At 70.4% G+C, this 25072-nt stretch carries 22 protein-coding genes; 7 read left to right on the forward strand and 15 right to left on the reverse strand.

Annotated elements, in window-relative coordinates:
• Positions 1 to 399 precede the first annotated feature (399 nt).
• The 3 genes from ACIBF7_RS32855 to ACIBF7_RS32865 form a co-directional block, all read right to left on the reverse strand.
• On the reverse strand, positions 400 to 1272 hold the full coding sequence (locus ACIBF7_RS32855; protein WP_397199122.1) for a helix-turn-helix domain-containing protein: 873 nt from the start codon (positions 1270 to 1272) through the stop codon (positions 400 to 402).
• 186 nt (positions 1273 to 1458) lie between these two features.
• Positions 1459 to 1962, reverse strand: a complete 504-nt coding sequence (gene soxR / locus ACIBF7_RS32860; RefSeq protein WP_397198852.1) for a redox-sensitive transcriptional activator SoxR — start codon at positions 1960 to 1962, stop codon at positions 1459 to 1461.
• A 26-nt stretch (positions 1963 to 1988) separates the two neighbouring features.
• Positions 1989 to 3353, reverse strand: a complete 1365-nt coding sequence (locus tag ACIBF7_RS32865) for an MFS transporter (protein WP_397198853.1) — start codon at positions 3351 to 3353, stop codon at positions 1989 to 1991.
• Between the two features lie 461 nt (positions 3354 to 3814).
• Here ACIBF7_RS32865 and ACIBF7_RS32870 point away from each other — a divergent pair, with 461 nt between their 5' ends.
• Positions 3815 to 4846 (forward strand): tyrosine-type recombinase/integrase, encoded by a 1032-nt coding sequence (locus ACIBF7_RS32870; protein WP_397198854.1) that lies wholly within the window; start codon positions 3815 to 3817, stop codon positions 4844 to 4846.
• Positions 4843 to 5178 carry a helix-turn-helix transcriptional regulator gene (locus ACIBF7_RS32875; protein WP_093175773.1) on the forward strand — a complete coding sequence of 112 codons (336 nt, stop codon included), beginning with the start codon at positions 4843 to 4845 and terminating at the stop codon, positions 5176 to 5178. Before ACIBF7_RS32870 ends, ACIBF7_RS32875 begins: the two co-directional genes overlap by 4 nt.
• Positions 5179 to 6175: 997 nt before the next feature.
• On the opposite strand, the gene ACIBF7_RS32880 is transcribed toward ACIBF7_RS32875, so the two are convergent.
• The 3 genes from ACIBF7_RS32880 to ACIBF7_RS32890 form a co-directional block, all read right to left on the reverse strand.
• Positions 6176 to 6457 carry a hypothetical protein gene (locus ACIBF7_RS32880; protein ID WP_397198855.1) on the reverse strand — a complete coding sequence of 94 codons (282 nt, stop codon included), beginning with the start codon at positions 6455 to 6457 and terminating at the stop codon, positions 6176 to 6178.
• A gap of 453 nt (positions 6458 to 6910) precedes the next feature.
• Positions 6911 to 8569, reverse strand: a complete 1659-nt coding sequence (locus ACIBF7_RS32885; protein WP_397198856.1) for an ISL3 family transposase — start codon at positions 8567 to 8569, stop codon at positions 6911 to 6913.
• A gap of 373 nt (positions 8570 to 8942) precedes the next feature.
• Positions 8943 to 9866 (reverse strand): hypothetical protein, encoded by a 924-nt coding sequence (locus ACIBF7_RS32890; protein ID WP_397198857.1) that lies wholly within the window; start codon positions 9864 to 9866, stop codon positions 8943 to 8945.
• Between the two features lie 354 nt (positions 9867 to 10220).
• Here ACIBF7_RS32890 and ACIBF7_RS32895 point away from each other — a divergent pair, with 354 nt between their 5' ends.
• Positions 10221 to 11276: a site-specific integrase gene (locus ACIBF7_RS32895; RefSeq protein WP_397198858.1), complete on the forward strand. Its 1056-nt coding sequence runs from the start codon at positions 10221 to 10223 to the stop codon at positions 11274 to 11276.
• 26 nt (positions 11277 to 11302) lie between these two features.
• On the opposite strand, the gene ACIBF7_RS32900 is transcribed toward ACIBF7_RS32895, so the two are convergent.
• A complete protein-coding gene (locus ACIBF7_RS32900; protein ID WP_397198859.1) occupies positions 11303 to 11542 on the reverse strand; it encodes a hypothetical protein in 240 nt (79 codons plus the stop codon).
• A gap of 916 nt (positions 11543 to 12458) precedes the next feature.
• On the opposite strand from ACIBF7_RS32900, the gene ACIBF7_RS32905 reads away from it, so the two are divergent.
• Together ACIBF7_RS32905 and ACIBF7_RS32910 are read left to right on the forward strand one after the other, a co-directional pair.
• On the forward strand, positions 12459 to 13682 hold the full coding sequence (locus tag ACIBF7_RS32905; protein ID WP_397198860.1) for a hypothetical protein: 1224 nt from the start codon (positions 12459 to 12461) through the stop codon (positions 13680 to 13682).
• Between the two features lie 54 nt (positions 13683 to 13736).
• Complete coding sequence (locus ACIBF7_RS32910) at positions 13737 to 13982, forward strand: DUF4158 domain-containing protein (RefSeq protein WP_397198861.1); 246 nt, start codon at positions 13737 to 13739, stop codon at positions 13980 to 13982.
• Positions 13983 to 14063: 81 nt separating this feature from the next.
• On the opposite strand, the gene ACIBF7_RS32915 is transcribed toward ACIBF7_RS32910, so the two are convergent.
• The 5 genes from ACIBF7_RS32915 to ACIBF7_RS32935 form a co-directional block, all read right to left on the reverse strand.
• On the reverse strand, positions 14064 to 16580 hold the full coding sequence (locus tag ACIBF7_RS32915) for an excinuclease ABC subunit UvrA (protein ID WP_397198862.1): 2517 nt from the start codon (positions 16578 to 16580) through the stop codon (positions 14064 to 14066).
• 171 nt (positions 16581 to 16751) lie between these two features.
• Positions 16752 to 17282 (reverse strand): pyridoxamine 5'-phosphate oxidase family protein, encoded by a 531-nt coding sequence (locus tag ACIBF7_RS32920; protein ID WP_397198863.1) that lies wholly within the window; start codon positions 17280 to 17282, stop codon positions 16752 to 16754.
• Between the two features lie 162 nt (positions 17283 to 17444).
• Positions 17445 to 17591 (reverse strand): hypothetical protein, encoded by a 147-nt coding sequence (locus ACIBF7_RS32925; protein ID WP_397198864.1) that lies wholly within the window; start codon positions 17589 to 17591, stop codon positions 17445 to 17447.
• A gap of 28 nt (positions 17592 to 17619) precedes the next feature.
• The gene (locus tag ACIBF7_RS32930) at positions 17620 to 18255 is read right to left on the reverse strand and encodes a transcriptional regulator (protein ID WP_397198866.1); all 636 of its coding nucleotides are present in this window, start codon (positions 18253 to 18255) and stop codon (positions 17620 to 17622) included.
• Positions 18252 to 18647 (reverse strand): DNA-binding protein, encoded by a 396-nt coding sequence (locus ACIBF7_RS32935; protein WP_397198867.1) that lies wholly within the window; start codon positions 18645 to 18647, stop codon positions 18252 to 18254. Before ACIBF7_RS32935 ends, ACIBF7_RS32930 begins: the two co-directional genes overlap by 4 nt.
• Positions 18648 to 18704: 57 nt before the next feature.
• Here ACIBF7_RS32935 and ACIBF7_RS32940 point away from each other — a divergent pair, with 57 nt between their 5' ends.
• Together ACIBF7_RS32940 and ACIBF7_RS32945 are read left to right on the forward strand one after the other, a co-directional pair.
• Positions 18705 to 19913: a PEP/pyruvate-binding domain-containing protein gene (locus tag ACIBF7_RS32940; RefSeq protein ID WP_148031678.1), complete on the forward strand. Its 1209-nt coding sequence runs from the start codon at positions 18705 to 18707 to the stop codon at positions 19911 to 19913.
• 54 nt (positions 19914 to 19967) lie between these two features.
• Complete coding sequence (locus tag ACIBF7_RS32945) at positions 19968 to 20570, forward strand: histidine phosphatase family protein (protein ID WP_397198868.1); 603 nt, start codon at positions 19968 to 19970, stop codon at positions 20568 to 20570.
• 13 nt (positions 20571 to 20583) lie between these two features.
• Here ACIBF7_RS32945 and ACIBF7_RS32950 read toward each other — a convergent pair whose 3' ends face one another.
• The 3 genes from ACIBF7_RS32950 to ACIBF7_RS32960 are packed head-to-tail and all read right to left on the reverse strand — an operon-like array spanning position 20584 to position 24845.
• Complete coding sequence (locus ACIBF7_RS32950; RefSeq protein WP_397198869.1) at positions 20584 to 21294, reverse strand: VOC family protein; 711 nt, start codon at positions 21292 to 21294, stop codon at positions 20584 to 20586.
• A 39-nt stretch (positions 21295 to 21333) separates the two neighbouring features.
• Positions 21334 to 23070 carry an ABC transporter ATP-binding protein gene (locus tag ACIBF7_RS32955; RefSeq protein WP_397198870.1) on the reverse strand — a complete coding sequence of 579 codons (1737 nt, stop codon included), beginning with the start codon at positions 23068 to 23070 and terminating at the stop codon, positions 21334 to 21336.
• Positions 23067 to 24845, reverse strand: a complete 1779-nt coding sequence (locus ACIBF7_RS32960; protein WP_397198871.1) for an ABC transporter ATP-binding protein — start codon at positions 24843 to 24845, stop codon at positions 23067 to 23069. The genes ACIBF7_RS32955 and ACIBF7_RS32960 overlap by 4 nt, the downstream gene beginning before the upstream one ends.
• Positions 24846 to 25072 lie beyond the last annotated feature (227 nt).

Genomic DNA, 25072 nt, shown 5'->3' on the forward strand with positions numbered 1-25072 from the left:
TCCCAGCACAGCAGACCCCACCGACCGGCGGTAACGCTACAAATCCATACGATCACATAGCGACATCACAGGCATATGCTCGCGGAACGCACTCTTAAAGAGGGGAACGGGGTTGCTGTTCTTCTCTGAACTGGTGCGGGAACGATGGTCCTGGTCGCGGCGCGCTGGCTCGGAAAAGACACGTCCGACTCGGGCGCCTGGCTGAGGTCGGCGCGCCCATCGGATGGAACGCCGACCAAACGAGGGTTGAGGTGCCGATCACGGCGATCTTATCCGTCGAGAGCGTCCTCGTGATCATTCGAGGGTGTGCCCTGCGCGCGGACATCGTCCACTTCGTCACGCGGGAGCGCAAAGGTCCCTGGCGGCGGGTTGGTCCATGGTTATTGGCGTTAGGGCATATCAGCCGCAGGTGCGGGTCGCGGTGTGCGCACGCGACAGCGCGCGCGGCGGCTGCGGCCCTGCGCTCACCGGCTGCCAGTCCGCTTCCCGCAGCGCGGCCCAGCTCGCCAGGCGGGTGGTGACGTCCAGATGCACGCGCAGGTGAGTGGCCTGGTGGCCGTAACCGCCGGGCACCTCGGCCGTCAGGCACGCCTCGACGGGGACCGGCAGATTCTGCCTCCGGTCGAGCGGGAGCGCCTGCCACTGGAGCCGGATCACGCGCGAGCGGTTGTGCCCCGGCCGCTCGAAAGGCCAGCTGTCGACGCCCTGGGCGACCAGACCGGACAGGACGGAGGGCAGCTGCGAGCAATTGAGCGCTTCCGCCAGCCGCTCGGCGCGCTGTTCGCCCAGCGGACGCCAGGCGGCGCGCGGGTCGACGGCGATGTTGAGACCGGAGCGGACGATGAGATCCACCCGCTCGTCCGGGCCGGTCGCGTTGACCGGTACGTCGGGCCGCCGGATGATCCACGGATTGGCCTGGGCGCTCACGTCGTTCGCGGCGAACAGCGCCGCCAACTCCTGCCAGCTGGCCGGACGGGTGGTGTTGTGGCTGCGGATCGGCGCTGCCCCCTTGACGAGCAAGGGACGGGGCGCCAAGCCCGGGACCACGCGCAGCACCAGCACATACCGGCCGGAGCCGTCCTCCATCGGGACCGGGACGATGTCCGGCACCCAGGGCGGCTCGATGGTGCTGTGGCAGTGCTCGGCGACGGCCTCGAGCGTCTTCTCCTTGACTCCGGCGATCACCCGCTGGGCGCTGACCCCGACCAGGACCATCCCGCCGTGAGTGTTGGTCAAGGCGGCGATCGCCTGGGCGATGCCCTGACAAGTTATCCAGGGGTGTCAGGCACGTGCGTTACCGATGGAAACGCCTCCCAAGGATCTCGCTGAGGGTTCGAAAGGCTCACCGCCGATCCGGAGCGGCCACCGTCGGGGAGATCGGGATCCGTCGTTACCATCGGCGAGCCGGGCGGGCGCCGACCCGTCGTAAACGTCGAGGACCTGGCCGACAGGTATGGATCAAGGGCTCGGCTCGTCCGAGGAACGTCGTGTCAGGTCGCCGGGCAGGGATGCGGTGGGCTCCTGGAGCCGCACCGGTCCGGGGCCGTGGTCGCGCAGGGCGTCGTCGGGATTGAGCAGCAGGCAGGCTTTCATCGATAGGCAGCCGCAGCCGATGCAGCCCGTGAGCTCGTGTTCGAGCTGCTCGATGGCTCGGCGGCGTTCCTCGAGTTGTTTCTTCCACGCACGGGAGACCCGCTGCCAGTCCTGATGGGCAGGGGCGCGGTCGGTAGGGAGGGTGGCGAAGATCTCTGCGACGTCCGACAGCGGGATGTGCAGGCGCTTGGCCACGATGATGAGGGAGATCCGGCGGAGCATGTGCCGGGAGAAGATGCGTTGGTTGCCGCCGTCGCGTTCGCTGAAGATCAGGCCCTTGCGTTCGTAGAAGTGCAGGGCGGAGGCGGGCACGCCGGTCCGGCGGACGATGTCACCGATCGTGAGGTGGTCCTCTGGGCTGGCGTGCACGGCGGCTCCTTGCGGCAAAGGCGGTGTCAGGCGGTGTGGCGGGACCTGGCGCGGCTGTGGATGAGGACGGCCACGACGATGGACAGCACGAGGCAGAGCAGTCCGGTGCCGAGCTGGGTGAGCTGCCAGGACCAGGTGAAGGCGTCCAGTTCCGCGGACTCGGCGCCGGAGGTGAGGCGCCCGGCGCTGATCTCGGCGGCACGGGTCGTGTCGTCGAGCCTGACCGCGAGGAGGCCGGTCAGGGAGGCGCTGAAGGCGGCGATCACTATGGCCTCCGCCGCTCCGCGCAGCGTGTTGAGGAATCCGGCCGCCATGCCGACCGCGTCGGCCGGGACCAGGGCCATGGCCTGTCCGTCGGTGATGCCGAAGGATGCTCCCATGCCGAGGCCGATCATCAGCAGCGGTGCGGCGGCCGCCGCGACCGGATTGTCGGCGTTCAGTCCCATCAGCCACAGGTTCCCTGCCACCACCAGGGCCAGCGCGATCATCATTACCAGCCGGGCCGGGACCCCCTTGTTGACCAGGGTGACGGCGGCCATGGGCGTGATCAGCACGGGAGCGGTGAGCAGCAGCATGGCCGCCCCTGCGGCGGCGGGCGAGAGTTCCGAGGCCGCCTGCAGGTAGGTCGGCAGGAAGACCAGAACGCCGAGGAATCCGATCGAGGTGGTCAGCGTCGCGAGGCTCCAGCCCAGGAAGGCGCGGTTGGCAACCAGGAAGGGAGCCAGGATCGGGGCGGCGCTGCGCCGCTGGGACAGGCCGAACAACACCAGCGCGACCAGGCCGGAGACGGCGGTGACCAGAATGGCCGGATGGGTCCAGCCGAACGCGGACACCTCCAGCAGCGCGAACATCAGCAGGGTCAGTGCGGCGACGAACAGCATGCTGCCCGTCCAGTCGATCGGGCCCGTGCCGGTTGCCCGGGACTCCCTGGTACGGATCGCGCCCAGGGCGACCAGCAGGCCGATGACCGCGAAGATCGCGAAGCTCTCCCGCCACCCGGCGGCGGTGATCAGCAGGCCCGACAGGGTGGGGCCGACGGCGATGCCGACGCCGGCCATGGTGCCCATCAGGGCGAAGGCGCGGTTGCGGGCCGCGCCGTCGTAGCTCGAGGCGAGGATGGCGCCGCCGGCCGCCATGATCCCGGCTCCGCCGACGCCGGAGAGGATGCGGGCGATGTCGGTGACGATGATCGCCTGACTCAGCGCCGTCGCGAGGAATCCGGCCACGAAGACCAGTGCCGCGGCGATGAACACCCGCCGGCGGCCGATCCGGTCGGCGGCCGATCCCGCGACGAGCGTCATGGCCGCGAAGGCCAGGTTGTATCCGGCGACGACCCAGTGCAGTAGGGACCCGGATGCGTCGAGGTCCCGGCCGATGCTAGGCAGCGCCACCGCGGTTCCCGAGATAGACATCGCTACCAGCACGACGCCGACCAAGACCACCGGAAGCGTTAGCGGAGAGGGCCGATCCACTGCGGCGGTATGCCCGGACGGTTGTGTGGAGGTGTCCATGCTGTTCGCTTTCTCTGGTCCGGAAGAGACGGCGGACAGCCCATCAGCTCAACCTAAGTTGAGGTCAAATGCGGTGGTGAGAGCTCTGCTCGACAAAGGGCAGCGGTAGACCTCCGGCCAACTCACACCTCGGTGCGGCAGCGCGGGCCAACCCATTTGTCTGACATGCCTTACTGGCACTCATGCGCTGACCAGCTACACGGACACGGGCTACCTGATCATCTTCATGGCTCCAGCATGCCCCGGCGCGGCCGAGCTTCCCCCTGCTTGCCTAACGTGCCTGACAGGCGTTCAGGTAGCTGACCTGCTAGTTTGCCTGACAACCCAAGATAACCATCGCGATGCTGATGGGGTTCGCCAACCAGCAGCTCGCGCGGAATCTGGCCCGGACGACCGTGGAGGGCCGAGAGAACACAATCAAGGCGTTCGCGGACTACGTGAACACCTACCCCTGGCACTGGACACCGGCTATGGTCGACGAGTGGCTCGGTGACCTGCGCTCGCTGCGGGACCTGAAGCGCTCCACGATACGCTCGTACTCCGAGGCCGTGCGGGCGTTCTGCCACTTCATCACCGATCCGCTCTACGAGTGGACGGCGACCTGCGAAGAGCGGTTCGGTACCCACCCGGTGCAGGTCGTGCACGAGTGGAACACCGCCATGCACGTCCAGGACAACGAGGCGGACGCGAAGAAGCGCGCGTTCACCAAGGCCGAGCTGCACGCCTTCTTCGCGCACTGCGACGACGAGGTCGCCCGCATCCGGGCCTTCGGCCGCAAGGGCTGGCTGCCCGCTTTTCGCGACGCGACCCTGTTCAAGACCGCCTACGCTTTCGGACTGCGGCGCAACGAGACGCGGATGCTGGACGCCGCCGACTTCGGCCGCAACCCGCACGGCGGCGAGTTCGGCGTGTACGGCCGGTGCCAGGTCCGGTTCGGCAAGGCCAAGAAGGGCTCGCCGCCCAAGCGCCGCGGGGTGCTGACCGTGTTCGACTGGACTCCGGACGTCCTGGACGAGTGGTTCACCGAGGTCCACCCGCTGTTCGGCACCAACGACAACCCGGCGGCCTGGCCTTCCGAACGGGGCCTGCGGATCGGCTGCCAGCGGCTCAACTCCCGCTTCATCGCCTACCGCAAGGCCCTGGGCCTCGACGAGGGGCTGGACTTCCACTCCTTCCGCAGGTCCTACGTCACCCACCTCATCGAGGACGGCTGGGACCCGCGCTTCGTCCAGGAGCAAGTCGGCCACGAGCACGCCAGCACCACCTCGCTCTACACCTGCGTCTCCTCGGACTTCCGCACCCGCACCCTGCGGCGGCACCTGGATGCCACCATCGCCGCGGCCCTTGGGACCCAGACCGGGAGGCAGGCATGAAACGCAAGGTCGGCTACACGTGGCGGCTGCGTGAGGTCATGGCCCAGCACCAGATTTTCACGGCCACCGAACTGGTGCCGCTGCTGCGCGAACGGGGCATCGACTTGTCCGCCTCCCAGGTCCACCGCCTGGTCTCCGGCACCCCGGAACGCCTGTCGTTGCAGGTCATGGCCGCGCTCTGCGACATCCTGTCCTGCACTCCGGCCGACCTGGTGGACACCACCGCCGAGAACGCCGGGGTCCGCAAGACCGCCACCGACAACCTGCCCGCACCGCCCGCGAACGTCGCGAAGCTGCGGCCCCGCGCGGCCCGCATCCTGCCCGACGCATGACCCGCACCTACGCCACCGGCGAGCAGTACGAACGCCGGTACATGGCCGAGTGCTGCCGCTGCGGCCGCCGCAGGCACAAGGCCGGCACCTGGCCGGATGGATACGTCTGCCGCACCTGTTCGGACCGCGCCGTCCGGACACGGGGTACCTGTCCGGGATGCGGCCAGGACCGGGCCCTGCCTGGGCTCCGCCCCGGTGACGGAGTCCCGATCTGCACCACCTGCGCCGGCTTCTCCCGAACCTTCGACTGCTCACGCTGCGGCTTCGAGGGCAAGCTCCTGGGCGGGCGGCTGTGTGAGCGCTGCACGCTCAGCGACCGCCTCACCAAGTGGAATTGGAGCCCGCACCAGATTCCAGCTGTAATGACAGCAGCGGATCGTTCTTCATAGACTTCACATAAGGGCGCGAACCTTGTAGCCCTGCTTGACCATGCGCGAAGAAGCTCAACCTGCTGGTTTTCATTCTCACAGGTGACGACCACGTCCCACACGGTCGATGAACGACGGCATGTGCGTGTTCATGTTCCTCGGGCGGGCCCCCGAGGAACTGGCCGTGGCCGGCGGTCTCAAAGAGGCGCAATTGACCCCGCCTGCGGCGCGAAGAGTTCGGTGCCTGCGGACGGTGTCCAGCAACAGCGGATCGCGGGTAATCGAGAGCAGGATGGTGGCCGGAAGTCGGCCAGGTCGCCCAACAGTGGGGACACGTATGGGTCCCGCGGGTTGTGCCCGCCGGCATTGAACTGAACGGCCGGCTGGAGTGGCTCTGCCCGCCGTTGGCTCGGCCGAAACGTTGGGCGGCTCAGGTGAGGAGTCTGCCGCCTCGCTCAGGCGAGTACGTCCGTGGGCTGCGCCGACAACGTGTTTCCAGCTGGCCTTCGCCGACGGAAGGGCCAGCGGCACCCGCACGCGCGTCCTGGCCGCTGTCCGCCCCAGCGGGTCCAGATGCGGGCCTTCGACGGATCAAATGCGGCTGGAGTACTAGGAGGTGACGAGCCTGATCACCTCCTGTCCCTCGGCGGCGGGAGCTCGTCCCACTCCAATCCCGCCATCGGGTCTGCCGGATCCTTCACCCGCAAGTTGTCCACGAGCCGCGCCATGAGGTACGGGTTGTGACCGCATGTGATTCGTCCCATATATGCAATCTGCACCTCCCCCTCTCCTGGCAAGTCAACTGTGACGGATCCATAGTGAGCCCGATAGGGGTTGCGGTTGAGGGCATCGAACTTGTCGACTGCCTCGTACTCGCGAGCCGCATAGAGGACCTCTAGTAGGAGCTTCATGGTTGCCGGTCCCGTCTGCGGTGGCCGGATAGCGGCAATCACATCTTCTTGACGGACGGCGGCATGATTCCCATCCCGCTCCCATGTCACGATCCATGCTTTTCGTCCACGTACTTGCCTAGCCATTTCCCATCTCCCATACTCCGACGTAACGATTCGGACAGAGAAGCTACACCAAACGGATTCCTAAGGTCTTTGCTCGTTCCATGCCCCTTCCGGGCGGCTCGCTCTATCGGGCCCTCTGCCTGGAACGGGCGAACCTGGTGCCAATTTGGATCAGGCACACTTTCGTCATTGCAAGAGAAGGTGCACCTGATCGCTCCCCTCGCCCGAACAGCTCACCTATGTACTCATCGGTTGCACTGCCCCCAGCTCGGATCGGCTTGGTGGTTTGGCTGCTGTCAACGACGGCCGAATTCTGGATCAGGCACACTTTTCGTGATCGGGCCCTGGTCAGTCGGCCAGCAGGATGCGTTTGCGCAGGAGATCGAGGTTGGCGCGGCCGTACATCTGTCGCTTGAGCATCTTGGTGCGGTTGACGTGTCCTTCGACGGGTCCGGAGCTGTAGGGCAGGGTGAGTCCGGCGGTGACGGCGTCTTGGTCGCGGCGTAGTCCTGTGACGAAGGAGTGCAGTTCGGGCAGGTCGTCGCCCAGGACGGCGTTCATCCACGTCTCCAGGTTCTGGCCGTGGCGGTGCGTCATCATCTCGGCGAACTGGCGCACGTGCAGCTGAAGCGCCGCCAGTTGGGGGCAGGTGTTGGTGAGCGCCTGGAGTTGGCGGTGTTCGGCGGGGTCGAGGTTGGCGGGGTTGCGCAGGAACCAGCCGGTGGCCTGCCGGACCGTGGGCGGCCGCGTGGATGTCGGTGCGGGAGGTGTTCCCTCGCGCCAGGGGCGGACGTACTGGCGGACGGTGGTGCCGCTGCCGCGATAGCCCAGAGCTTGCAGTTCCTGGTAGAGGAGTTCGGCGTTGGTGCATCCTGCGGCCCAGCGCTTGCGCAGGTAGGAGTCGTAGGCTTCCAAGTTCCTGGGCCGTCGGCCGGTTCCGTTGTGTACGAGCAGATCCTCTGGACTGGCGGCGCGGGCGAAGCGCCGAACGGTGTTACGCCCTAGAGACAGCAGGTGGGCGATCTGGCGCAGCCCTTGGCCTTGCTCGAGCAGGGTGTGAATGGCGGCATGCCGTTCACGGGTTCGGGTGGCGATGCGGTCCTGACGGTCGGCGGGCGAGCGGGGCGGGACGGACGGCGCCGCAGGTGGCAGCGTGTCGGTGCGCGTGCTGTGCGCAGTGGTCAGGGCTTGAAGATGGTCGCGGTGGCGGGTGACGGTGCGTTCGACGGCCTCGCCGAGATTCCGCCAGAGGTGCCACCTGTCCGCGACCTGGGTCGCGTGCGGCGCGCCGCGGGCGATGCCCTCGGCATAGGCGCCGGCTCGATCACGGCAGACGATCTCTACCCCGGGATGCACGCGCAGCCACGCGGCCAGGGTGTCGGCCGTCCGGTCGGCCAGCACGTCCACCACGGTGCTGGTGGAGATGTCGATCAGGATGGTGCCGTAGGTGTGACCCCGCCGTAGGGCGAAGTCGTCCACACCGAGCACCCGCGGACCGGATTCCAGAGCCGGGTCCGGCAGGGCGCGGATCAGCCTGATCAGCGTCATCCGGCTCACCGAAGCCGCCAGCCGACCGGCGAGCCGGGCTCCGGCGCGGCCGCCCAAGGCCAGCGCGATGGCCTGCAATGCCCGCGCAGCCTTGACGCTGCGGCGGCCGTATCGGACGGTCAGCCCTGGGACCTGCTCGGCAAACGTCGCCTTCGCACACGTGGAAGTACGGCAGAAGAACCGATGAACCCGCAGGTGAAGGAGCACCTCCTGACCTCCGACCGCGGTATCGGACAGCCGTCGTTCATAGTGGCTGTGCACCCGCTGCGACGGCGTTCCACAGGCCGGGCAGGCGGCCTCCACGGTGCCGGTCCTGGCCCGGATCCGCACCGTGCTTCCCGATCGGAAGACCTGCTCAACGCACACACCGACCAGATGAGGGAACAGGACGGCGACCAAATCCTTGATCAACACGCTGCAGATGCTCGTGATCAGAAGCACGGCTACCGGCCGGAACACCCGAACCGTGATTCACACAACGGGTCCGATCACGAAATATGTGCCTGATCCAGTATTCACGCGTCGTCGACAGGCTGCCGCTGCATCGCGCTTGGTGTCGGGGTGCTGGGCTTGGTCGGTTCGGCCCGGTGTCGCCTCCTCGTCAGACCAGCTGGAGCGGTTGCATGAACGCCGCCGCCGAGTGGATTCCCCAGCGCGGGGCAGTGGAGCCAGCCAATCGCGGCGATCTGTACACAGCGGAGCGGAAATCGCGCTCGCGGCAGCGGAGGCATCGATCCCTCTCCTGCAGTCTGGGACCGCGTTTCAAGGCTTCCGGGCCGCAAGAGCGAACACCATCTTGAGGCGGAGGGCGGGTGGAACCCCGATCCACCGCTTATGACTCCGATGCTCCTGGGGTCGTGATGCCAGCAGGGGCCTCGGGTTCGTTCTGATCCGGTGCGCGATGGGATTGCTGCTCGCGCAGGAGCGCCTGTGCAACGGCGGCGGCCGTGACGGCCTCTTCGCGTTGCTGCTGAGCGCTCTTGAGCGCGTCAACGAGGTGGGCAAGTTCGCCCCGCAGGCGTTCGGTCTCACCGAGAGAGGCAGCTCTGGCCTGGTCCGTGAGGGTACGGGCCTGCTCGGCCACGGCGGCCGCAGTAACGGCTTCCTCGCGCCGCTGCTGTTCGGCGGCCAGCGCCCGGCGCAACCGGTCGGCCTCCTCGGCGTGTGCCGCGGCGGTGCCTCGGGCCTGGTCGCGTTCCTGCTCGGCTTTCCGGGCCCGGGCGTCCTGTTCCTGCAATTGGCGGCGGAGGTCGGCGAGCTCGTGCTGCCGAGCGCCGGCCTGCTGTTCCAGTTCGGTGATGCGGGCGGCCGCGGCGGCGTGCAGCTCGGTGAGTTCGGCGGTTCGCCGGCGGACGGTGTCCCGGTCGTGCTCGGCCTGGCGCTGCCGGTCGGCGGAGTCGGCGGCGAGCTGCTCGGCCTGGGCGCGGGCGTTCTGATGCTCGCCGACCTGGCGCCAGGCGTCCTGCTCGCGTTCCTCGGCACGATCGCGGGCGGTCTCGGCCTGAGCACGGGCCTGCTCGGCGGCGGCGATCCGGGTGGCGGCAGTGTTGGCCGCGGTCGTGGCGCGCTGCTCAGCCGCCGCGGCGGCGGCACGCGCCTCATCGGCGGCCTGTTCGGCAGCCTCCACCTGGGCCAGCGCGCCGCTGTTCAGCTCGGCCAACTGGCTAAGCAGCGCCTCCTGGGCGGCCTGCCACTGCTCCCCGGCGGCCAGCAGCGGGGCGAGCAGATCCTGGGCACGCAGCAGCGCGTTGGCCACGGGGGCGGCGTGCGCGGTGGTCCTTGCCCGGTAGGCGGCTGCCCGGCAGGCGTCGCTGCAGTACTTGGCGCGGCTGCTGCGCCCGGGCAGGGCTTTCGCGCAGCCGGGGCCGGCACACCGTAGCTCCTCACTCGTCCCCCTATTTGCCTTGTCGTCGCTTTTAGCCGGTACGCCTGCCGTCACAGTTTCCTGGTTGCTCGCCACAAGCAGCAGAGTAACGTTTGCAGCGTACGAACGTAGCATTTCCGTTCGTTCGCAAACGGTCAGAGAGAATGGCCTGACCCGTGATAACCTTCCTTATCGCGGGTCAGAAACACGAGGCCGGACGGGCACCGAAACGGGCGGGAGACGGGCGTGCACGACGAGCGGAAGACGCTGCCGGTCCCGGCGGCGGGGGAGCGACCGCCGTTTTTCGCGCCGCCGGAAAATACGGCGGGTGCCGGTGAGCACACCGCCGCGGACTACACGCTCAGCGCACGCACCCAGGAGCGGATCGCCGACGGCGTACCGGCCAACACCCGCCGCGCCTACGCCCGGCAGTGGGCCACCTTCACCGCCTGGTGCACCGAGCACCGCCGGATCGCGCTGCCCGCCACCGCGCACACGCTGGCCGAATACACCTCCCAACTGTGCGAGGCCGGCCAGGCGCCGGCCAGCATCGAGCAGGCCATTGCCGCAGTGCGCACCATGCACCGGCTGGCCGGGCACACGGGCGAGCCCGCCACCGAATCCGCCCGCCTAGCGCTGCGCGCCTACAAGCGCCGACGCGCCGAAACCGGCGGCCGCGGCCAGCGCGAGGCCCCGCCCATCACCATCGACGCGCTCCGCGCCATGGTCAGCGCGTGCGACCTGGACACCCTTATCGGGCGGCGCGACCGGCTGCTGCTCGTGCTCGGCCTGGCCCTGATGGGCCGCCGCAGCGAACTCGTCGCCCTCACCCACGACGACGTGCGCGAGGTCGCCGACGGGCTCGAGGTCACCATCCGCACCTCCAAGACCGACAAGGACTCCACCGGCGAGACCGTCGCCATCCCGCGCGGCAGCCATCCGCTCACCGACCCCGTCGCCGCCTGGCGCGACTGGCTCCACTGCCTTGACCAGGCCGGGCACACCTCCGGGCGGCTGCTGCGCCGGATCAACCGGCACGGCACGATCGGCCCCTCGCTCGGCGCCGACGCCGTCAACACCATCGTCCGCGACCTCGCCGTCCGCGCCGGCGTGCCTTCCGCCGAGGCCGTCACCGCGCACAGCCTGCGCGCCGGCGGCGCCACCGTCGCCTACGCCGCCGGCGTCCCGGTCGCCGTCATCGCCAAGCACGGCCGCTGGGCCCCGGCCTCACCGGTGGTGTTGCGGTACATCAGGGCCGTGGACCGCTGGCGCGACAACGCCATGCGCAACGTAGGGCTCTGACCAGCTAAAACGTGAGAACCGGCAGCTCAGACCGCGCGGCGCCGTCCAACCTCAGCGCTGGCCGTCGTCGGCGTGGCACCCCCGCGCAGCGAATAACGCTCCCGGAGCAGCCGCCGCTCGTGATCCGGCAGCCCGGACACGGCCAGGAACTCCTCTGGGCTCGTCCGCACCCGGCCAGGGCCGTGCCGCCAAGCGCACATGTTCATGAGGTCGTCGTGCCGATCCGGGACACCATCCTCGCCCGCAGGCACCACATGTTCAGTCACCAGGCCACCGTAGCTGGGGCATCAGATGCCGACACCATGAGCTGACACAGCGGTGCCCCGGGACGCATGGAACAGAGGCGAGGCCCGAGGCTTATGAACCCACGCTAACAGCCCTGAGGCGCCCCTCACGACATTCGCGCGACATGCCGCGCCCCGATGTCATGGTGGGACTGGCTGAGAATCGAAGCCACGCCGGGCGGCGATTGTCGAACGGCGCCGGAAGGCAGAGCCCGACCGGCGACCACCATCGCAACCGCGGACCGATACCACGCGATGCCCCCTCTCAAGGGGGTATGCGGTCCATGTTGGGGCGTCCTGGATCCGTACCGACATCCACTGGCACCTCTCGCTGACATCTCATGGCAAAAGGCCAGGTCATCCGCTCGATCGGCAATGACAGCAGATGGCATTATCGCCACAACATGTCAGTGGAGCGCAGGTCGTTTCTGTACAGATCTCGCTGTCAAAACGCAGCATGACTGCGAGGTCATCGCTTACTGGCGCAGGCGCAGACGGGGACACAGAGGAGAACTACAACGCGGCTTCCGCCCTAAATGTGGCCCTGACCTGCAGAAATAGCATCTGGGCACCGCGAGGGCGTCCCCTTAAAGCGACTAATTCAAAGGATCTTGCTGACACCTCATGGCAATCCCACTGACATCAAGTGGCATTTCCCCAGGACAACTTCGTGGCAATCCGCACGAACGTCCATGAAATTTAAGTGGCTGGTCCCACAGACCTCGTGGGACAAGACAGTGAAGATCACATGATGAGGAGATTGGCCATGGAGGGAGTCTCGGATGGTTACTTGCGGGAATGTTGCCTTCTCGCAAGTAACCTGCGCTCGCCTCGTACGCAACAGAACTGATTTTCTGAACATTGTTTTCCAGAAAATCAATAATGTTAGGATCTTGGCGTGACGGAAACCGACGTGGTGGTGACGCCGTGCAAGCACTGCGGGGCGCCGATCGAGCAGAGGCGGGGGAGAGGGAGGCCGAAGGAATACTGTCCCGACGGTGACTGCCAGGCCGCCGCCAAACGGGAGCGGGAGTTGCGGCGGGCCACGCCCGGGCTGGAAGGGGCGCTGGCCAGGGCCGAGCAGTTGTACGAGCGTATGGAGAGCGGTCTGTCGGCGGCCATCGAGCCGCTGGCCAGGGCGCTGGCCGACGAGCTGAGCCCGGCGGGGGTCGAGGCGCGGATCAGTGCCGTTCAGGCCGAGGCCCACACCCGGGTGGCCATCGCGCGTACCGAGAGGGAGCAGGCGTTCGAGCAGGTGCGGCTGGCCCGTGAGGCGGCCGAGCACGCGCGGCGGCAGGCCCAGGAGATGCGGGCACGCACGGAGGAGGCCGAGGCCGAGCGCGACACCGCGCTCGCCGATGCCGAGCGGGCGCGCGAGCAGGCGCTGGCCGCGTTGCGGGAAGCGGCGAGCACCGAACGCCAGGCGCTCCAGGCGGCCGAGGAGGCGGGCCGGCGCGCGGAGGCGGCCGATCAGCGGGCCGAGGAGGCGCTCCGCCGGGTCGAGATGACCGAGCGGGCCCGCGACCAGGCGGTTCAGGAGCTGGCCGAGCGGGTGGAGGCGGCCGAGGTCAGGGCTGAGGAGGCGCGGGCGCAGACCGTACGGGCCGGTCAGGACGTCGAGCGGGCGGTGGCGGAGCGTGATCGCGCCCGCGAGGAGACGGCGGCGGCCGTGCGCGCCCGTGAGCAGGCCGAACGGGACGTCGCGGGGGCGCTGGCCCGGGCGGAGGCGGCGGGGCAGGAGCGTGACCGGGCCGTCGCGCGTGCCGAGAGCGCCGAGCGCTCGGCGGCGGCGGCCGAGCGGGAGCGGGCCATCGCCCTGAACGAGGCCGCCGTTGCCAGGCAGGCGGCCGAGCAGGCGCGCGCGACGGCGGACGTCGAGGTGGCGCGGGCGCGCAAGGCCGCGGAGACGGAGACGGCCAGGGTCGAGAAGAGTGTGCGGCGGGAGCGGGAGCGGGTCGAGAAGGAGGCCGCCGCCGCGGTGCGGCAGCGTGACCAGGCGCTGCTGGAGCTGCGGGTGGAGCGGGCGAGGCTGGAGGACGTGCGTGCCGAGCTGGAGGCGGCCCGCGCCGAGGCCGCGCAGTTGCGGGAACGGGCGGTCGCGGCGGAGCTGCGGCTCGGCTGAGAGCGTCTTCGCCGCCAGGAGCCGGGCCACTGCCATGAGCCCGATCGGCTCGGCGTGATCGCCGAATCGCGCCAGGACTCCCATCGCCTGGGCGTGGCCGTCAAGATCTGGACGGTCCGGTACAAAGGGCTTCCGCCAGCGGTGCCGTGGCCGGTGGTGGACTATCTGGCCGAGCAGCTGAGGTCGCAGGTCAAGAGGTACGGCGAGCGGCTGGATACGGCGGATGGGCACGCGTGTACGGGACGCCTAAGGCTACCGGCAGCGGCAGGACGTGCATCGGCGGATCAACAAGCTGGGTGAGGCCCAGGTGCACGCCGCCGGACGGGAAACCCCCCCTTGGGGTGCCGCTCCACCACCAGCGGCCGCACCGAGCCCCGCCCCTCAGCAGCGCGCGCCTTCTTGCACTTCCAGGAGCGGCAGGCCCGCCGCGTACCGACGGAAGAAACCGGCGGTCGGGGTGTCCGCGGACGCGACGGCGTCCGGGGTGCCCTCCGCGATCACCGCGCCCCCATCCGGACCGGCTCCCGGCCCCAGGTCGATCACCCAGTCCGCGGACGCGGCGACGGGGATGTCGTGTTCGGCCACGACGACGGTGTTGCCCGAGTCGAGCAGCACGTCGAGCGCGTCCACCACCCGCTGGATGTCGGACGGGTGCAGGCCCGAGACGGGTTCGTCGAGGACGACGAGGCCCGCCTTGCGGCCTGCGGCGCCGCGCTGGATAGCGGAGGCCAGCCTCAGCCGCTGCGCCTCACCGCCGGACAGCTCGGTGGCGCTCTGGCCGAGCTGGAGATAGCCGAGTCCGACCTGGTTCAAGGCTCCCAGGGTCTCCGCGAGTTGCCGGGGTCGGGAGAACCGCTCCACAGCCTCGGCGACGGTCAGCTCCAGCACCTGATCGATGGCCAGCCCTTGATACCTGATCTCCAGAGCCTCCGGCTTGTAGCGTCGGCCCTCGCACGCGTCGCAGACCACCCACACATCCGGCAGGAAGTGCATGTCGACCAGCTTGCGGCCATAACCGGTGCAGGTTTCGCAACGGCCGCCGCCCGCGGTGTTGAAGCTGAACCAGGAGGCATTGACGCCGCGTCCGCGCGCCACGTCGGTCTCGGCGAACAGCTTACGGACCAGGTCGAACGCCTTGCTGTAGGTGGCCGGGTTGGAGCGCGGCGTCCGCCCGAGTGGTTCCTGATCGACGACGGCGACCCAGTCGAACCCTTCCAGGCCGATCACCTGCTGCACCGTGTCGGTCATCGTCCCGTTCAGGGCGGCCTCCACACTCACCGCGAGCGCGCCGAGCAGGCTGCTCTTGCCGCTGCCGCTCACCCCGGTCAGGCAGGTGAGCCGACCGGCGGGGAAACGCACCAGGTCGGCGGTCAGGTTGTGGGCGCGCAGGCCGTGCAGCTCCACCCAGCGGGTTCCGTCACCGATCGGACGGCGGGTCCGACGCAGCCGCGGCCCCTCACCGGCCAGATAGCGTCCGGTCAGCGACGCCGGGTGGGCGGCCACGTCGGCGGGAGGTCCCGACACCAGGATCTCACCGCCGAGGCGGCCGGCACCGGGCCCCATATCGATCACCCAGTCGGTCCGGGCGATCAGTTCGGGGTCGTGCTCGACCAGGAGCACCGTGTTGCCGGCCTTGCGCAGCTCCAGGGCGATGTCGAGCAGGTGCGCCTTGTCCGCCGGATGCAGCCCGGTCCCGGGCTCGTCCAGGACGAAGACGAGGCCGCTCAGCTCGGTACTGAGCTGAGCGGCGAGCCGGGTTCGCTGCAACTCGCCCCCGGACAGCGTCGCCGCACTCCGCGACAGCTGGAGATGGGCCAGGCCGAGCCGGTCGAGGACCCCGAGCCTGCGGTCCAGGTCCTGCAGCAGCGGCTCACCCACCTCGCGCTGCCGGGCGTCCAGGTCGTCCGCCACGCGCTTCGCCCAGCTGCGCACCTCCCGGACTTCTACCTCGATCAGGTCGGGATAGGTGAACCCGCCGAGCCGCACGGACCGGGCCACCTGGTCGTACCCGCTGCCGCCGCAGGTGCCGCACGGCTGCTTGCGCATGTACGGCAGGTAGCGCTCCTTGGCGCTGGAGGTCTGGGCGTTCACGAACACCCGCTCCACCTCGGCGAGCGCGCCCCGCAGCGGCTGGCTGGAGGTGTAGGTCACCTGGGCCGTCTCGTTCTTGTTCGTCATGTCGACGGTGGCCTCGATCTTCTCCTCTCCCGTGCCGTACAGCACACAGCGACGGAACTCCTCAGGCAGCGACTGCCACGGCCGGCCGAGGTCCACTCCCCGCTTCTCGGCGAGGGCGGGCACGAACGCGTGTTCCCCCGACCGCCACTTCGCGTACCAAGGGGAGGCCCCCTCGAAGAGCGGAAGCTCCGGATGGGTGATGACCAGGTCCTCCTGCGCCTGCCAGCGCCCGCCCACCCCGTGGCAGTCCGAACAGCTCCCTTCCGGCGTATTGCGGTCGAAATGAGCGGTGGTCAGAGGCCCGTTCCCGTGTTCCGCCGGGTCGGCGCCGATCGCGGGAAGGCGCGAGTACAGCAGTCCCAGATGCCCGTCGATGCCGGTGATCGTGGCGACCGTGGACCGGGGGTTGCGGTTCAGACGGCGCTGGTCGACCGCGAGCGTCGCGCCGAGTCCCAGGATGCGGTCGACCTTCGGCCGATTGCGCTGGGTGATGTACTGCCGCACGAACGGCGAAAGTCCCTCCAGATACCGCAGCTGGGCCTCGTTGTGCAGGGTGTCGATGGCCAGCGAGGTCTTGCCGCTGCCGCTCACTCCGGTGAAGGCGATGAGCCGCCCCTTGGGTATGCTCACCGACACGTCCCGCAGATTGTTGGTACGAGCCCCCACCACCTTGATGGCCTCGCCGTCCACACACACGACGTCCCGTACGAACGCAGTCAACCTTCGTCCATCCTCTCGCGACACAGCAGAGCATGGGCGGGCACGCACCCCACCCATGCCGAACAAACCGATCACGCCACTGCACGGCGGCGCTCGTCACCATGGCACTGGGCGGCCGCTTCACCAGGTCTCTCAGCGCCTGGCCGATCTCGATGCCGCCCGTGCCGCGTATCAGGACCGGGACGCCGCGGTGAGCTTGTCGATGTCGGGGGCGTAGACGGTCATCCAGTGCGGACGCAGCCGGTAGTAGACCACGTCGTTGTCCCAGTCGAAGGAATCGTCGCCGTAGAAGCCCTTGAGGTAGGCGAGCAGGTCCGGCCAGCCCGCGTCCCGTTCGCCGTGCCGGGGGTTGAGGATCTCCACCGTGCCGTGGGTGAACACGCCCAGATCCTCCCCGCGCATGTGCGCGGCGCTGACGGCGGGACGGGCGGCGAGGTGGCGTGCCTTGGCGGCGCCGGGCGCCGTGCCGAAGTGCCACTTTCCGTGCAGGAAGTGTCCGTCCACGCCGCTGATCCGCGGCTCGCCCTTCGCCGTCACGGTCGAGAGCGCGAGGGTGCACATGCCGGTGAGGACCTGGGTGAGCTGCTCCGCCGTCAGGGTGCGCTCGGTGGTGACGATCGAGCGCAGGTGCGGGGTGGAGTGGGAGAGCGAGGCGTCCAGGAGGGCCTGAAGCTCCTTGAGATCTTCTGGTGTTTCGCGCATTGCGGTCCTTGTCTGTCCGTGGTGCCCGGCCCCCGTCGGTGCCGACCGGTTAACCCATGATTGGTCTTAAACCCGACGTCCTATGTCATGTTTTCCATCCGTCTTGAGGACGCCATCCCGGGGGCGATCACGGTGGCCGGGCCGTCCACGACCTGCGCGGCCTCAGCCGGTGAAGGTGATCAGCGGCCGGTCCGGGGACCGGCCCGGCCGCGAGGTTGCTGCGCTCACGCATCCCGGCACGGCCGGTTCAGGCTCCGGATGGCGGGCGATGAGCGGGTCGCGCACGTCGGCGGGCCGGTCGGCGAGCATCGCTCATCCATCGCGCGTACGGACTGGGTCAGGGGTGCGCGTTCCGGTCGAGGCCGAGTGTGGCGATGAGGTCTTCGTGGAGCTCGAACCAGACACGATGGCAGGAGTCGACGTCGGTGCGGTCGACCCAGGCTCCGTCCCCGGCCCGGGCGCGGGTGAGCGCGGCGGTGAAGCGGGTGTCGTATCCGCGCAGGCGCGTCAGGACGTTCCCGAGCCGGTCGGCGAGCGGTGTGAGCGCGTGGCCGACGGCGGCGAGCTCGCGCAGCACCGCGGCGTCCCAGGCGGGGTCGGAGTGGTCGTTGGTGGCGAGCCGGTCGCCGGCGGCGGGCCGGAGCTGCCAGTCGGTGCAGGCTTTGCGGAGGCGGCCGTTCAGCGGGAGGAACGCGCGGTAGACGGCCTGGACCTCCTCGGCGCCGCCGACGCGGGCGAGCTCGGCCGCGAGCTGGCGCTCGTTCTCGGCGCGGCCCCGCTCGGTCAGCGACCAGCCTCCGTCGCCGGCGAAGGAGGTGTGCGCGACCCAGCCGCGTGCCTCGGCGTCGAGCAGCGCCTCCTTCGTCTCGGCCGGGTCCAGCCCGTACCGCCGGGCGAGCACCGGCGTGTCGGCGAACCCGGTGATGCGCACGGCGTGCAGGGCCAGGAGGTCCGGCGAGGAGTCGGGTGTCATGAGTCGGAGTCCTGTCGGGTCGTCAGGCGGATGTATCGCTGCTGGCACGCCTGCGGGGAGTTGAACCCCATCGCGTGCGCCATCTGCGCCCAGGTCAGCCCCGCGGCGCGGGCCGTGAACAACAGGCCGGACTCGAGTCCTTCGACCTCGGCGCGGGCGGCGGGCAGGAGGGCGAGCGCGCTCAGGATGCCCTCCGGCCCCAGGTCGCCGGAGCGCCAGAGGACGAACTGCACGAGGTCGACCGCCGACGGAGGGACGGGTGCGGGCCGCCACGGGCGGGCGCCGATCGCGTCCGCCCCCAGGCTCAGGAGATGCTCCCGCGCGTCCTGCTCACGGCGCGCCTGGGCGTGGTCGTCGTGCGCGCCGCTACCGGGGTCGTGGTTGCGTGACATGCGCCTCATGCTCCACACTCAACGAAATGTTGTCAACTTTTCGTTGAAAGGGCACGGATGATCGTACCCCTCAAGGAGGCCGTCGCCGAGACCTGCGGGGGCAAGGCCGGCGCGCTCGGCGCGTTGCTCCGCGCGGGCCGGCCGGTTCCCGACGGCTTCGTCGTCCCGTTCGCCGTCTACCGCGCCGCCGTCCGCGACCTGGGCCTCGGCCGCCTGGACGGCGACGCGGCCCGGCGGGCGATCGAGGCGCGTCCCGTCCACGCGAGCGTGATCGACGCGCTGGGACGCGGGCTCGGCGAGCTGGGCGATCCGCCCGTGGCGGTACGGTCGTCGGCGGCGGGCGAGGACACCGGGCAGGCGTCGGCGGCCGGGCAGCACGAGAGCTTTCTCGCCGTGCGCGGGGCCGGCGACGTCGGCGATGCCGTACGTGCCTGCTGGGCCTCGCTGTTCTCGGCCCGCGCCATCGGCTACCGGTCCGCCGCCGAGCCGCCCGAGGATCTCGCCATGGCCGTCATCGTGCAACGTCATCTGGACGCCGAGGTGGCCGGGGTCATGTTCACCCCCGCGGACCCGGACGGCGCGACCGAGATCGAGGCGGCCTTCGGCCTCGGCCCGAGCGTCGTCGGGGGCACGGTCACCCCCGACTCCTACCGCGTCGCCGCGGACGGGCCGGTCACCCGCACCGTCGCGGACAAACGCACGCGCCTCGACCGGCGCGGCGCGCGGCTCGTCACCCGCGACGTGCCCGCCCGTACGCGGGATCGACCGGCGATCGACGACGCCACCGCCACCCGGCTGGCCGAGCTCGGGAAGGACATCGCCGCCATACTCGGCGGGCCGCAGGACGTCGAGTGGGCGATCGCCGGCGGCCGCGTCTGGGTTCTGCAGGCGCGGCCGGTCACCGCGACGCCCCCGCCACCGGCGTCTTCCGGCGCCCCGGCCGGCGCGCTCACCGGGACCCCGGGCAGCCACGGGACCGTGACCGGCACCGCGAGGATCGTCCGCGGCCCCGGCGACTTCGCGCGGGTGCGGCCGGGCGACATCCTCGTCTGCCCCTTCACCGACCCCGCCTGGACGCCGCTGCTGCGCATCGCCGCCGGTGTCGTCACCGAGACCGGCGGCGTGCTCTCGCACGCGGCGATCGTCGCCCGCGAGCACGCCATCCCCGCCGTCCTCGGCGTCCGGGACGCGACGGGCAGCCTGCGCGACGGCGCCGTCATCACCGTCGACGGCACCGGCGGCACCGTCACGGCGACGGACGCGTGACCGGACCTTCCACCACAGAGAAAGGGGAAGCGGGCCGCGCGCCCGCGCCTGAACATGCCGACACGACACCTTTATCTGGCACGCCACGGCGCGGCCGACGCGTTCGGGGAACTCACCGGCATCGGACGCCGGCAGGTGGAACTGCTGGGCGAACGGCTCTCCGCCCTCCCGGTCGGCGCCGTGTGGCACTCCCCGCTGTCACGCGCCGCGGCGAGCGCGCACGAACTCTCCCGGCACCTGCCGGACGTGCCCGTGGCCGAGGCCGCCGAACTCGTCGACCACGTGCCCTACGTGCCCGCCCCGGCCGAGACACCGCCGTCCTGGGCCGGCTTCTTCGACGGCTACGACGAGAGCGAGGCGGCCTCGGGCCACCGGCTGGCCGAGGCGCTGGTCGCCCGGTTCGCGAAGGCGCCCGAGAAGGCTCAGCCCGACACCCACGAGGTCCTGGTGACGCACGCCTACCAGATCGCCTGGCTGGTGCGGCACGCGCTGGACGCGCCGCCGTCGCGGTGGCTTGGGCTCAACAGCGCCAACACCGCGCTGACGGTCATCGAGTATCGGAGCGGGCTACCGCCCACGGTCGTGATGTTCAACGACATGAGCCATCTTCCGCCCGACCTGCGCTGGACCGGCTTTCCCGGCGGCGTGCGGCCGTGAGAGGTCCGCGCCGCTAGCGGGGGGTCAGCAGGCAGAACTCGTTGCCGTCGGGGTCGGCCATCAGCACCCGGCCGCCTTCGGGCCGGCCGGCGTCGAGCCGGGTCGCTCCGAGGGAGACGAGACGGTCGACCTCGGCGAGCTGATCCCCGTCCGCGGGCGGAGCGAGGTCGAAGTGGAGCCTGTTCTTCCCGTTCTTCGGCGCGACCGGCGGACCACCCCAGGTGATCTTGGGGCCGCCGTGCGGCGAGCGGATCGCGGTCTCCTGGTCCTGGTCCCAGACCAGCGGCCAGTCCAGCGCCGCGCTCCAGAAGTATCCGACCTCCTGCGAGCCGTCGCACGCGAGCGCACCGATGAACCCGCAGTCGGCCAGGAACTTGTTGCCCGGCTCGATGACGCAGAACTCGTTGCCCTCGGGGTCGGCGAGCACCACGTGACCGTCGTCCGGGCTCTGCCCGATGTCGATGTGGCGGCCGCCGAGCTCGAGCGCCCTGGCCACCGTCCGCTCCTGCTCCTCGGAGGACTGGCTCGTCAGGTCGAAGTGGATCTGGTTCTCGGTGGTCTTCTTCTCCTGGGACGGAAGACACCGGATCTGGAACCCGGTGTCGTCGTTCGGCAGGAGCGTGACGCCGTCACGCGTCTCCCAGCCCAGGATTCGGGCCCAGAAGCGTGCGAGATTTCGCGGGTCGTGCGCATCGAAGCAGAGCGCGATGAGCTGGGAAGGCATCCGGTGTCTCCAATCCGCCGACGCGTGACGGCGGCAACGCTAACCCGCCCGGCGACCGCGACGCCAACGAATATCCGGCGCGGTGGAGCCGTGCCAGAAGCCGGCGTAGCGGCCGCCGCGGCGCAGCAGTTCGTCGTGGCCGCCTTCCTCCACGATCCGGCCGCCGTCCAGGAAGACGACGCGGTCGGCGCGCTGGACGGTACGCAGCCGATGCGCCACCATCACCACCGTGCGGCCTGCCATCAGGCGTTCGACGCCCTCGTGCACGGCCGCCTCGTTGACCGGGTCCAGCGCCGAGGTCACCTCGTCCAGCAGCACGATCGGCGCGTCCTTCAGCAGGGCGCGCGCGATCGAGACCCGCTGACGCTCGCCGCCCGACAGCAGCGCGCCGCCCTCGCCGACCTTCGCCGCCCAGCCGCCGGGCAGCCGCTCGATCACCTCGTCGAGCCGCGCCGCCGTCGCCGCCGCCCGCAGCTCGGCCTCGCCGGCGTCGGGACGGCCGAGCCGTACGTTCTCCTCGATCGTGCCGTCGAAGAGGTAGACGTCCTGGAAGACGATGGCGATCCGCGACATCAGCACCTCGGTGCCGACGTCGCGCACGTCGGCACCTCCCACCCGCACCGCGCCCGCGTCCACGTCGTGGAACCGCGCGATCAGCTGCAGCAGCGTGCTCTTGCCCGCGCCCGACGGCCCGACGACGGCGAGCCGCTGTCCTGCCGGTACGGAGAGGGACAGGTCGTCGATCACCGTACGGCCGTCCCGGCGGAAGGTGACGGAGTCGAACTCCAGGCCATGGTGCGCCGGCCGGACCGGGTCGGAGGCTTCCGGCAGCGGCTCGGTGCTCAGCACCGCGTCGAGCCTGCCCAGCTCGGCCCGCGCCGCGCGGAGCTTGCCGCCGAGGTCCGACAGCGACAGCAGCGGATCGGCGCAGCGGGCGGCGAGCACCAGGATCGCCAGGAGCTCGGCGGCGCCGATGTCCCCGCCGAGCGCGAGGTAGGCGCCCAGGGCCAGCAGCGCGGTGAACACCGCCTGGACCGTGAGCGTCAGCCCCAGCACGCCGGGCAGCGCCGACAGCACGGTGCGGCGGGAGGCGCGCTGGAGTTCACGCAGCGAGTCGTCCAGCAGCCGGAAGCGTTCGCCGGTCCGGCCGCCGGCCCGCAGCACCGGCTGGGCCTGGAGATACTCGATGACGCGCCCGGTGGCCTCGTGGCCGCGTTCGTGCCGCTCGGCGTCGGTCGCGGCCATCGAGCGTCCCGTCCAGACCTGGATCGCCGCCACGACCGGGGCGGCGGCCAGCGCGGCCAGCCCCAGCCGCCAGTCGAAGCCGAGCATCACCACGATGATCGTCAGCGGGGTCACACAGGCCGAGACGTACGGCGCCAGCAGGTGCGCGAGCACGCCCATCGCCTCCAGGACGCCGCGGCTGGCCAGCACCGACACCTCGCCGACCCGGGCGCCGCCGTACCAGCCGATGGGCAGCCGGGCCAGGTGGTCGCCGAGCCGGTGGAACATGCCGCGCAGCAGCACGGTCGCGCCGCGCATGCCGGACAGGTCGCTGAGGTAGCGCAGCACGGCGTAGACGGCGACCGCGGACCCGAACGCGACCAGCCAGGGCCGGGCCCCGCCCGGATCGCCGCCGAACAGGGCGCGCAGCACCGGGACGAGCAGCCCGTAGGACAGGCCCTCCACCATCGCGGTCACCGTCATCAGGGCCACGGTGCGGCGCACCGGCCCGGCGTACTCGGGGCCCAGCACGCGCATCAACATGCGGATCATCGAAGCTCTCCTCCTCGCGGCAGGGCGGTCGCCGACCGGTAGGTCCGCGAGAACGCGGCGAACTCCCCGTCCCGTGCCAGCAGCTCGGCGGGGCTTCCCCGCTCGACGATCACCCCGTCGTCCAGCATCACGATCGTGTCGGCGCCGGCGATGGTCTCCAGGCGGTGGGCGATGACCAGGATCGTCCGGTCGTCCTTCAGGGTCGCCAGGGACCGGCGCACCGCCTGTTCGGTCCGGGGGTCGGCGAAGGCGGTCGCCTCGTCGAGCACCAGGACGGGCGCGTCGGCGAGCAGCGCGCGGGCGATCGAGATCCGCTGGGCCTCGCCGCCCGACAGCCCGGCCTCTTCGCCGATGACCGTGTCGTATCCGCGAGGCAGTTCGAGGATCCGGTCGTGGATGTCCGCCAGCCGGGCGGCGCGGACCACGTCGTCGAAGCCGGCGTGGGGCACCGCCAGCGCGATGTTGTCCGCCACCGAGGCGCGCAGCAGCCGGACGTCCTGGAAGACGAAGGAGACCATCCGGTAGAGGTCCCGGCTGCCGATCTCGCGCAGATCGACGCCGCCGAGCGTGACCGACCCGCCGGTCGGGTCGTAGAACCGGGGCAGCAGCTGGACCAGCGTGGACTTCCCGCTTCCTGACGGCCCGACGACCGCGGTGACCGTGCCGGGCTCCAGCACCAGGTCGATCCCGCGCAGCACCTCGCGGCCGGCTTCGTAGCCGAAGCGGACGTCACGCAGCTCCACGCGGTGCCCCCGGGGTCCGGCCGGGTGGACGGGCTCGGGCAGCGGCGGCACCGCGAGCACTTCCTTGATGCGGCCGACCGCGCGCCGGGCGGCCTGCATGTCGTCGAAGCCGTGGCCCAGAGCCGCCACCGGGGCGGTCAGGCCCAGCCCGAGCAGCAGGAAGGGCAGCAGGTCTGCCGGGGGCAGGTCACCGGACGTGATCAGGGCCGCGCCGCCGCCCAGCACGGCCAGCAGCACGAACGGCGGCGACAGCGCCAGCTGCATGCCCGCGGCGATCACCGACATGCCGCGCACCCAGCGGAAGAAGACGGCGACGAACTCGTCCACGGCCGTCACGAACCTCCGGTGGGCGCGCTCGCCCGTGCCGAACGCCTTGACCACCGCGATGCCCCGCACGAACTCGACCACCGTGTTCGCGACGCGCCCCATGGCCGCGTCGAACGCCTTCTGCTCGCGCAGCCGGGCCGGGGTCATCATCAAGGGCACCAGCGCCACCGCCAGCACCACCGGGACCAGCGTGATCAGGGTGAGCCGCCAGTCGACGGCGAACAGGTAGAGCAGCGACACCAGCGGCACCACGAAGGCGGCGACGAGCTCGCTGGGGGCGTGGGCGACGAACGGGTGCACGGCGCTCACGTCGTCGCCGACGACCTTCGCCAGCTCGCCCGTACGGCGCCGGGAGAACCAGCCGATCGGCACGCGCCCCAGCCGCTCGGCCAGCCGCCGGCGGAACGCCAGCTGCACCCGGTCGTCGAGCAGATGTCCGATGCCGGACGACGCCGCGGTGAACACCAGCCGGACGAGCAGGCCGGCCGCGCCCGCGATCACCACGATCCGGACGTGGCCGTGATCGAGCGGGCCGGGCGAGAGCAGGGCGCGGCCCAGTTCGGCGACCGCCAGCAGCGGCGCCAGGCCCGCGACCGAGCCGATCACCTGCAGGACGACCACGGCGGCGAAACTTCCCAGGTAAGGGCGTAACAGCCCCACCGGTGGTGGCGCGGACCGCTGCCTCGTTGCGAGTTCGGGAGCCATGCCGAGCATCCTCCCGGCCGCCACTCCCGCGGGTCAGCCGCCATCCGTCGCACATCCCGCACGGATCACGCGCCGAACGGCGCACGGTACGGGGGGAGGACGTGACAAAGAGGGATCACCCACCTCTTGCCACTCTCAACGTATAGCGGACAGGGGGGCTTGCGGCAAGACCCGGGTCGTGCCGCAGAATCGTCGGCCGACACGCGAGCTCGACAATGGGGGATTCC

Origin of the sequence: Nonomuraea sp. NPDC050478 (assembly GCF_044458265.1) — a bacterium.
Taxonomy (GTDB): domain Bacteria; phylum Actinomycetota; class Actinomycetes; order Streptosporangiales; family Streptosporangiaceae; genus Nonomuraea; species Nonomuraea ferruginea.

What these genes read in the sequence shown, in the direction of transcription:
- ACIBF7_RS32870 (WP_397198854.1), top strand. Translation starts at nt 3,815, where the DNA reads ATGCTGATGGGGTTCGCCAACCAGCAGCTCGCGCGGAATCTGGCCCGG.
- ACIBF7_RS32875 (WP_093175773.1), top strand. Translation starts at nt 4,843, where the DNA reads ATGAAACGCAAGGTCGGCTACACGTGGCGGCTGCGTGAGGTCATGGCC.
- ACIBF7_RS32880 (WP_397198855.1), bottom strand. Translation starts at nt 6,457, where the DNA reads ATGAAGCTCCTACTAGAGGTCCTCTATGCGGCTCGCGAGTACGAGGCA.
- ACIBF7_RS32920 (WP_397198863.1), bottom strand. Translation starts at nt 17,282, where the DNA reads ATGCGCGAAACACCAGAAGATCTCAAGGAGCTTCAGGCCCTCCTGGAC.
- ACIBF7_RS32925 (WP_397198864.1), bottom strand. Translation starts at nt 17,591, where the DNA reads ATGCTCGCCGACCGGCCCGCCGACGTGCGCGACCCGCTCATCGCCCGC.
- ACIBF7_RS32930 (WP_397198866.1), bottom strand. Translation starts at nt 18,255, where the DNA reads ATGACACCCGACTCCTCGCCGGACCTCCTGGCCCTGCACGCCGTGCGC.
- ACIBF7_RS32935 (WP_397198867.1), bottom strand. Translation starts at nt 18,647, where the DNA reads ATGTCACGCAACCACGACCCCGGTAGCGGCGCGCACGACGACCACGCC.
- ACIBF7_RS32940 (WP_148031678.1), top strand. Translation starts at nt 18,705, where the DNA reads ATGATCGTACCCCTCAAGGAGGCCGTCGCCGAGACCTGCGGGGGCAAG.
- ACIBF7_RS32945 (WP_397198868.1), top strand. Translation starts at nt 19,968, where the DNA reads ATGCCGACACGACACCTTTATCTGGCACGCCACGGCGCGGCCGACGCG.
- ACIBF7_RS32950 (WP_397198869.1), bottom strand. Translation starts at nt 21,294, where the DNA reads ATGCCTTCCCAGCTCATCGCGCTCTGCTTCGATGCGCACGACCCGCGA.
- ACIBF7_RS32955 (WP_397198870.1), bottom strand. Translation starts at nt 23,070, where the DNA reads ATGATCCGCATGTTGATGCGCGTGCTGGGCCCCGAGTACGCCGGGCCG.
- ACIBF7_RS32960 (WP_397198871.1), bottom strand. Translation starts at nt 24,845, where the DNA reads ATGGCTCCCGAACTCGCAACGAGGCAGCGGTCCGCGCCACCACCGGTG.